General features: G+C 72.8%; 6 protein-coding genes. 2 read left to right on the top strand and 4 right to left on the bottom strand.

The genetic code is table 11. From position 1 onward, the window contains the following. The 4 genes from ND748_RS19190 to ND748_RS19175 form a co-directional block, all read right to left on the bottom strand. Positions 1-450 (bottom strand): TolB family protein (locus ND748_RS19190; protein WP_374215977.1); only part of this gene is annotated, 450 nt, incomplete at its 3' end. Then, positions 447-2,231: an N-acetylglutaminylglutamine amidotransferase gene (locus tag ND748_RS19185; RefSeq protein ID WP_251747385.1), complete on the bottom strand. Its 1,785-nt coding sequence runs from the start codon at positions 2,229-2,231 to the stop codon at positions 447-449. The genes ND748_RS19185 and ND748_RS19190, both read right to left, overlap by 4 nt. 256 nt (positions 2,232-2,487) lie before the next feature. Continuing rightward, positions 2,488-5,064, bottom strand: coding sequence for a carboxylate--amine ligase/circularly permuted type 2 ATP-grasp protein (locus ND748_RS19180; RefSeq protein ID WP_251747384.1), 2,577 nt, complete (start codon positions 5,062-5,064; stop codon positions 2,488-2,490). 450 nt (positions 5,065-5,514) lie between these two features. Further along, on the bottom strand, positions 5,515-6,456 hold the full coding sequence (locus ND748_RS19175) for a LysR substrate-binding domain-containing protein (RefSeq protein WP_251747383.1): 942 nt from the start codon (positions 6,454-6,456) through the stop codon (positions 5,515-5,517). Positions 6,457-6,597: 141 nt separating this feature from the next. Between ND748_RS19175 and ND748_RS19170 the strand changes: the two genes are divergently transcribed. Both ND748_RS19170 and ND748_RS19165 read left to right on the top strand, forming a co-directional pair. Beyond that, entirely contained in the window at positions 6,598-7,161 is a 564-nt protein-coding gene (locus tag ND748_RS19170; RefSeq protein WP_251747382.1) for a peroxiredoxin, read from the top strand. After that, positions 7,161-7,718: a carboxymuconolactone decarboxylase family protein gene (locus ND748_RS19165; protein WP_251747381.1), complete on the top strand. Its 558-nt coding sequence runs from the start codon at positions 7,161-7,163 to the stop codon at positions 7,716-7,718. Before ND748_RS19170 ends, ND748_RS19165 begins: the two co-directional genes overlap by 1 nt. Positions 7,719-8,403: the final 685 nt, after the last annotated feature.

Here is an 8,403-nt window from a genome sequence, read left to right as displayed (position 1 = left end):
GTCCCCACCGGCCAGGCGGCGCGGGCTGCCGCCGTCGCCATCGACGGCGACGACGCGCACCTCGGTGAGCTCCCCGCCACCGGGTGCCACGTGCACGGCGATCAGGTCGCCCGCCGGCGCCCACAGCGCGGCGCGTACATGCCCGGGGCCGGTGTCCACGCGCCGCCGCCGATCGCTGGCGTCCCGGATCCACAGCGCGGGCCCGGCCGGGCCGTCCGCGATGTAGGCGAGCCGGCCGTCGGCGCCGAGGACGGGTGCCCGCACCCCCTCGGCCGCCACCCACTCCCGCGCCAGATCCGACCCCGCGAACCGGCCGCCATGCCCCGGTCCGGGCATGCGGATCACGTTCGCCAGAGCCGTGTCACCGCCCGGGGCCACGTCGCCGCCCAGGGCCACGTCGCCAGCCAGGGTCAGGTCGCCACCTGGCGCCACGTCACTGCGTATCGTCACGTCACTCCCTGTGTCTGGAGCCACATCTCGAGTAGCGCGGCCTGCCAGAGGGCGTTCGCGCCGAGGGTCGTACGATTGTCGTTCGGGGCGGCCAGCATCGCCTGAATCCACGCCGGGCGGAAGAGGCCGCGGGACTTCGCCGCCGGGTCGGTGAGGGCGTCGCGGACCCGGTCGAGGAACGGGCCGTCCAGGTGGCGGATCGCCGGCACCGGGAAGTACCCCTTGGGCCGGTCGATGACGTCGACCGGCATGAGCGGGCGGCCGATGTCCTTGAGCACGCCCTTGCCGCCGGAGGCGAGCTTGAGTTCGGGTGGGCAGGCCGCGGCGAGCTCGACCAGTTCGTGGTCGAGGAACGGGGTGCGCGCCTCCAGGCCCGCGGCCATCGTCATGTTGTCGACCCGCTTCACCGGGTCGTCGACGAGCATGACCGTCGAGTCGAGGCGCAGCGCGGCGTCGACGGACGTCTCGGCGCCCGGCCGGGCGAAGTGGGACGCGACGAAGTGCCGGCTGGCGTCGGCCTCGATGAGATGGTGCGGCTCGACCATCGCCGGCATGTCGCGGTGCGGCCGGTCGGCGAAGACCCGCAGGTAGGCGTCGACGGCCTGGTCGCGCGGGACGCCGGCCAGCGGCGGGTACCAGGAGTAGCCGGCGAAGACCTCGTCGGCGCCCTGCCCGGACTGCACCACCTTGACGTGCCGGGAGACCTCCTGGGAGAGCAGGTAGAAGGCGACGCAGTCGTGGCTGACCATCGGCTCGCTCATCGCGGCGACGGCGGCGTCGACGGCGGGCAGCAGCCGGCTGCCGGGCACCCGGATCTGGTGGTGGTCGGTCTCGAAGTGCCTGGCGATGATGTCCGAGTAGGCGAACTCGTCGCCGGACTCCCCGCCGGCCGCCTCGAAGCCGACGCTGAACGTGGCCAGGCCGTGCTGACCGGCCTCGGCGAGCAGCGCGACGATCAGGCTGGAGTCCAGCCCGCCGGAGAGCAGCACCCCGACGGGCACGTCGGCGACCATCCGCCGGCGCACCGCCAGGCGCAGCTTCTCCGCGATGGCGTCCTGCCAGTCGCGGGCGGTCCAGTCGGCGTACGCGGGATCGCGGGTGTGGCTCGGGCTCCAGTACACCTCGTCGGTCCAGGTCCCGTCCGGCTCGACGACCCGCACGGTGGCGGCGGGCAGCTTGCGCACCCCGGTGAGGATCGTGTGCGGCGCCGGCACCACGGAGTGGAACGACAGGTAGTGGTGGAAGGCGACGAGGTCGATGTCCGAGGAGACGCCGCCCCCGGCGAGCAGCGCCGGCAGGGTGGAGGCGAAGCGCAGCCGTTCGGCGTCGGCGGCGAGGTACAGCGGCTTGATGCCGAGCCGGTCGCGGGCGAGAACGAGGCGGCCGGTGTCGCGCTCGGCGACCGCGAAGGCGAACATGCCGGCGAAGTGGTCCACGCACCGGGTGCCCCAGTGGTGGTACGCCTTGGCGATCACCTCGGTGTCCGAGGTGGAGAAGAACCGGTAGCCGGCGGCGGCCAGCTCGTCGCGCAGCTCCCGGTAGTTGTAGATGCACCCGTTGAACACGAGGGTCAGGCCCAGCTCGCTGTCGACCATCGGCTGGGCGCCACACTCGGACAAATCGATGATCTTCAGGCGGCGGTGGCCGAACGCGACCGGCCCCGACGACCACACCCCGGCGCCGTCCGGGCCTCGCGGCACCATGGTGGCCGTCATGCGCACCACCGCGTCGACGTCCGCTCCCCGGCCGTCGAACCTCAGCTCACCACTCAGCCCGCACATGTGCGCTCCCGTCGATCAGTCAGAACAGGCGAGATCCATTCCCCGGGCAGTCCTGCCCGGCATGAGGGTGCACGATCGTCGGTCCACCTTCGACGCCGGAGATTTCACCCTCATGTCCCCACGGTTGCGACCGAGGACCGCTTCGCCTGCCGGAACCCGCCCGCCGGCATCCGTCGCCGGCACGCCGTCAGGCCCCGCCGAGAACCTCGGCGGGGTACGACGGCGGCGTGGGCCGGCTCAGCGGCGCGGGATCGGCTCAGCGGCGCGGGATCCAGGTGTCCTTCGAGCCGCCGCCCTGGGACGAGTTGACGATGAGGCTGCCGGGCGGGGCCACCCGGCTCAGCGCCGCGGGCACGACGACCGGCTCCGCGCCGGCGTAGACGAACACCCGCAGGTCCACCGCGCACGGCTCGAGGTGGCTGTCGTGCCAGGTCGGATGGGTCGACAGGGCGACGACCTCCTGGCCGATCCAGCGCCGCGGGTCGGCCAGGATCCGCTCCCGGGCCGCGGTGAGCTGGTACGGCTCGGCGTGCGGGCCGATCAGGACGCCGGAGCCGCCGAAGCCGTCGACCGGCTTGACGACGAGCTGGTCGAGGTTGGCCAGCACGTGCTCGCACTGCTCCGGATCGCCGCAGACGTAGGTCGGCACGTCGTCGAGGATGGGCTGCTCACCCAGGTAGTAGGTGACCATCCGGGGTACGTAGGCGTAGACGACCTTGTCGTCGCCGATGCCGTTGCCCGGCGCGTTCGCGACGCTCACCCGACCGGCACGGATCGCGCGCAGCAGCGCCGGGCCGAGCGGGGCGCCGTCCGCACCCGGCGCGCCGAACAGCTCGTCCTCGTCGATGCGCCGGTAGAGGACGTCGACGCGGCGGCGGTGGCCGTCGTCGACCCGGTAGGCGACGTCGTCGTCGACGAGCAGCGCGCCGGGTTCGACCAGCGGGACGCCCATCTCCTCGGCGAGCATGGCGTGCTCGAAGTAGGCGGAGTCGGCCGGCCCGCTGGTCAGGATGGCGACCGCGGGCTCGCCGGTCACGGCGGGCGGCGCCGCGGCGACGAGTGCGTCGTGCAGCAGGGCGGGCACGGTGCCCAGCCGCAGGATTCCCGGCGGCGGCCCGAGTTCGGACAGCACCGACTCGGCGAGTCGGCGGCCCTCGACGGCGTAGGCGATCCCCGACGGCACCCGCAGGTTGTCCTCCAGCACCAGCCAGCCGCCGTCGCCGCCGCGGACGAGGTCGATGCCGGCGGTGGTGATCCGGACCGCGTCGGGGCCGGGGGCACGGCCGCCGTGGCGCAGCCCCGGGGCGTCGTTGACCACCCAGGGCGGGACGATGCCGTCCGCGACGGCCGCCCGCTCGCCGTAGACGTCGTGCAGGAAGGCCTCCAGCGCGCGGACCCGCTGCCCGAGCCCCCGACCGAGCACGGTCCAGTCGTCGGCGGCGATGATGCGCGGCACGATGTCGAAGGGGAACGGCCGGCTCGCCGAGTCCCCGTTCACCCGGAACGTGATGCCCCGGTCGGTCTGCTCGGCCTCCCGGGCGCCGACGCGTTCGTCGAGGGTGTCCGGGCCGAGCCGCTCCAGGGTGCGCATCACCGCCCGGTACTGGGGCCGCACGGCGCCGCGTTCGTCGACGACCTCGTCGTAGCCGGTCGGTTGGTAGCGCTCCAGCAGGATCGGCGCGATCTGGTCGGGGGCGGACACCGCGGGCGCGGCGCCGAGCGATGCGCCGGCCGGCGGAACGTCGCGGGTCTCGGCGAGGATCAGGTCGGCGACGTCGGTGAGCAGGCCGCGGCGGGCGAACGCCCGGCGCTGGCGCAGCGCCGAGCTGCCCCGCCCGGCCGCCTGCTCGGCGAGGTTGTCGATGAGCTCCCAGTCGTCGTAGCGCTCGAGCTGCGGGCGCACCTCCTCCAGCATCCGGCGCAGCATGGCCCGCGCGGGCACGGGGCCGGCGCCGAGGATGTCGACGAGGTCACCCTCCAGCCCGGAGCGGGCCGCCCGCCAGGTCGCCGCCCGCAGCAGCTCGGCACGCGGTGGCGGGGCCTGGCCGCCGGCCTCGATCTCCTCGATGGCCCGGCCCACCAGGGCCCGGAACAGCCCGGCGATGAGGATGACGTTGTCCACGTCCGGGCAGGCGTCGCAGATGCGCAGCTCGACGGTGGGCAGGTGGGCCGAGGGGCGGACGTCGAAGTACACCATGCCCGGGTCGCTGATCACCCCGGACTTGATCAGATCCGCGATGAGCTGGTCATACTCGGCGGCGGTCTGGAACGACCCGGCGACGCCGGCGGTGGGCCAGCGCTGCCAGACCAGCGTGCGCATGCTCGCGTAGCCGCTGTCGGCGCCGAGCCAGTACGGCGAGCTGGCCGACAGCGCCAGCAGCATCGGCAGCCAGGGGGCGGTCCAGGCGACGACGGCCATGGCCAGATCGCGGTCGGCGACGTCGACGTGCACCTGAGCGCCGCAGATGAGCTGCTCCCGGGCGACGATCTGATAGTCCTCGGTCATCTGCTCGTAGCGGGCATCCCGGGAGACGTCGAGCAGATCCATGTCGAGGATCGGCACGGTTCCCGACGCCGCCGGCCCGAGCCCCAGCTCGCCCGCCGCCTCGGCCAGCCGACGGCGTAGGTCCAGCAGGTTCGAGCGCAGGGCCAACAGATCGACCGTCGGCTGACTGTTCGTCTCGACGACAGATTTGAGCAGTTCCGGAGAGAAGGAGTTCTTGTCCAGCCGCTGGAGTATTTCCTCGGCCCGGGGAACAAGTTGGCGGGTGGTGAGATCGAGGATGTGAAACTCCTCCTCGACGCCGACGGCCACGTTCCGTGCGTCGCTCATGGCGGCCTACGCTACGGCCGGCCGGTTACACATGCATGACACGGACGTGTCCCGCATACCGGCGATCGGGGCATACCTCGGCACGGGCACGTGCACCACCTTTGTCGTGGCCGGCGTCCCGACCCCATCCAGCCGTGGCGCCGCGAGCCACCTGTGTGATCGCCTCGATCCGACCCGTCGGCCGGACGCCGGCGGCAGCCGGTCGCGGACGTTGTCTTGTTATCCCGTCGGCCGTCGCTAAAACGTGACGAAGCCCGCAGCGTTGCGTCGCGGCGGAGGGGGGATGAAGAGGAGTCGAACGCTCACCCAAAGCGCCTCGAGACGACGCGAGCCGGCCCGGGTGCTTTCACCCGACGCGGGTTACCCCGGCTTTTCCGTCGAGATCCGGCAACGCGCGAAGTCGCCGCGCGGCGTGACCGCTCGGCCGCCGATCGACACCGGACGGCCGGGCTAAGCCGGGGCTGGGACCGGGGTGAGGTCCAGGTCCGTTCCGGGCAGCGCGGCGCGGACCTCCGCGGCCAGCAGGCCCCAGTCGGTGACGCGGGCCGAGGTCGACCGGTAGGCCAGGCCGATGCGCCGGTGCGGCGCCGGGCGGCGAAAGGTGGCGACCGCGAGGCCACGGCCCTCCCCCACCTCCACGGCGACGGCGGCGGCGGGCAGCAACGTGAGCCCCAGCCCACCGGCGACCATCTGGACGATCGTCGACAGGCTGGCCGCCCGCAGCGTGGCCCGCTCCCGCGCCCCGGCGTCCCGGCAGACGTCCAGCGCCTGCGCCCGGAAGCAGTGCCCGTCCTCCAGCAGGAGCACGTCCTGGCCGGCGAGACCGGCGACGGGGACGGCGCTGCCGCCGGCCAGGGGATGCTCGGCGGGCGTCACGAGGACGAAGTCCTCGTCGTAGAGCGGGATCTCGGCGATGCTCGGCTCGTCGTTGGGCAGCGCGAGCAGCGCCAGGTCGAGCGCGCCGCCGCGCAGCTCCGCCAGCAGGGTCGCGGTCTGCGCCTCGCGCAGCCGCAGGCGCGCCTGCGGCCAGCGCTCGCGCAGCGTGGGCAGCAGCCGCGGCAGCAGGTACGGCGCCACGGTGGGGATGACGCCGAGCCGGATGTCGCCGGTCAGCGGGGCCCGGGCCCGCACCGCCGCCTCCGCGATGTCGTCGACCGCGCCGAGGACGCCCCGGGCGCGCACGACGATCTGCTCGCCCACCGCGGTGAGCAGCACGCTGCGCGTGGTGCGCTCGACGAGCTGGACGCCGAGGGTGCGTTCCAGCGCCGCGACCGCGCTGGACAGGGTCGGCTGGCTGACGTGCAGCGCCGCCGCCGCGCGGCCGAAGTGCCGATGGTCGGCGACGCCGACGAGCGCACGCAACTGGGTGAACGTCGGCTGCGGATTGGCCATAGATCGAGGCTATCAAACTTGCCGAATCTTTCGATTTCTCTTCTGAGTCGATGGTCGCAAGAGTGGTCCCTGCCCGAGCACCGCAGCAGACCCGAGCACCACAGCAGACCCGAGCACCACCGCAGAGAGGACCACCTCGACATGCTCACCGTCGGCGACACCTTCCCCGCCTACGACCTCACCGGAGTCGTCTCCAACGACCCCGACACCGCCTTCGTCCGGGAGACCGCCGCCAGCCGCCCCGGCGTGTGGCGCGTCGTGTTCTTCTGGCCGAAGGACTTCACCTTCGTGTGTCCCACCGAGATCGCCGCGTTCGGCCGGCTCAACGACGAGTTCGCCGACCGGGACGCGCAGGTCCTCGGCGTGTCCACGGACAGCGAGTACGTCCACCTGGCGTGGCGGCAGAACCACCCGGACCTGACCGACCTGCCCTTCCCGATGCTCGCCGACCTCCGCAAGGACCTGACCGCCGCCGCCGGGGTGCTCGGTGACGACGGGGTGGCGCAGCGGGCGACCTTCATCGTCGACCCGGACAACGTCATCCAGTTCGTCATGGTCACCGCGGGCAGCGTCGGGCGGAACCCGGCGGAGGTCCTGCGGGTGCTCGACGCGCTGCAGACCGACGAGCTGTGCCCCTGCAACTGGCAGAAGGGCCAGGCGACGCTGGGCGCCGCGGCGCCCGCCCCGGTCGAGGTGGCGGCCTGATGGCCGTCGCCCGCCTGCGGGAGCTGCTTCCCGACTACGCCAGGGACCTGCGTCTCAACCTCGGCTCGGTGACCAGCCAGTCGAACCTGTCCGCCCAACAGCTCTGGGGCACGGTGCTCGCGGCGGCCATCGCCAGCCGCGGGCGCACCGCGCTGGTCGAGCTGGAGCCCGAGGCACTCGGCCACCTGAGCGCCGAGGCGGCCACCGCGGCGCGCACCGCGGCGGCGCTGATGGCCATGAACAACGTCTACTACCGCAGCCTGCACCTGCTGGCGGACGAGGAGTACTCCCGGCTGCGGGCCGGCCTGCGGATGAACGCCCTCGCCAACCCCGGCGTCGACAAGGTCGACTTCGAACTCTGGTCGGTGGCGGTCTCCGCGATCAACGGCTGCGGCCGCTGCCTGACCGCCCACGAGCATGAGCTGCGCGGCCGCGGAGTCACCCGCGAGGTGATCCAGGACGCGATCCGGGTTGCCTCGGTCGTGCACGCGGTCGCGGTGACCATCGAAGCGCTGGAGACCTCCAGCGGCATCGACCGGGTCGCCGCCGCGGTCTGAGACCGCGGGTCGGAGATGTTCCGTCACGTGACTGCGGGCCGCAGCGGCCGCAGCCACGTGACGGAGTCATCCGCGGTTCCCGGCGGCGGGAAGGCCGGCTTCTCCGGTGAGACCCGGCGCCGCGCGCCGGTCGCGGTGCGGCCCGTCGCACGACGACTGACTGTAGTCGATGTCGAGATCGGGACCGCTGGGTCCCGGCTGGGCGTCCTGGCCCGCCTTCTCGTTTCGCGTACCACGCTGCGCCGACGGCCGGGACGACATCCCTGGTCAACGGCGTTGTGGCCGTCGCGTTTCAGGTTCCGGCAACTCCGTCCCAGGCCGAAGTGATCAGCTCGGTGCGCGGATGGCATGTCGACATTCTTATGCACCCTGAGTAACAGAGTGCGGATCACAGCGTGGTACTCCGCCAGCCCCGCCCACCCCAGGTTCCGGCACGCTGCCACAATGCGACTTTGTAACCACGGTTCGTAGCCAACTCATCGCAGTGACCACTATCCGTACATCATAAGTCGCAGCCCGATACACGGGACGTGCCCGGCCGGGCAGCCGCCACCAGGGGGAGCACAAGATCATGTCGTTAACGCAGCCGACCGACACCTCGACACCCCGCATCGCGCCGCACCCGGTGCGCCTCGCGCGCACCGGCGGGGCGGACGGCGCGGGAGACAACGACGAGGTCCGCCGG

It is taken from the genome of Frankia sp. AiPs1, assembly GCF_023716945.1.
In the GTDB taxonomy this organism is placed as follows: Bacteria; Actinomycetota; Actinomycetes; order Frankiales; family Frankiaceae; genus Frankia.
The sequence above is the reverse complement of the archived record's forward strand: the minus strand, read 5'-3'. Positions and strand labels throughout refer to the sequence as shown.

Bases quoted from the DNA above. Each gene is read 5' to 3' on its own strand.
- ND748_RS19185 (WP_251747385.1), bottom strand. From the start codon at position 2,231: ATGTGCGGGCTGAGTGGTGAGCTGAGGTTCGACGGCCGGGGAGCGGAC.
- ND748_RS19165 (WP_251747381.1), top strand. From the start codon at position 7,161: ATGGCCGTCGCCCGCCTGCGGGAGCTGCTTCCCGACTACGCCAGGGAC.
- ND748_RS19170 (WP_251747382.1), top strand. From the start codon at position 6,598: ATGCTCACCGTCGGCGACACCTTCCCCGCCTACGACCTCACCGGAGTC.
- ND748_RS19180 (WP_251747384.1), bottom strand. From the start codon at position 5,064: ATGAGCGACGCACGGAACGTGGCCGTCGGCGTCGAGGAGGAGTTTCAC.
- ND748_RS19175 (WP_251747383.1), bottom strand. From the start codon at position 6,456: ATGGCCAATCCGCAGCCGACGTTCACCCAGTTGCGTGCGCTCGTCGGC.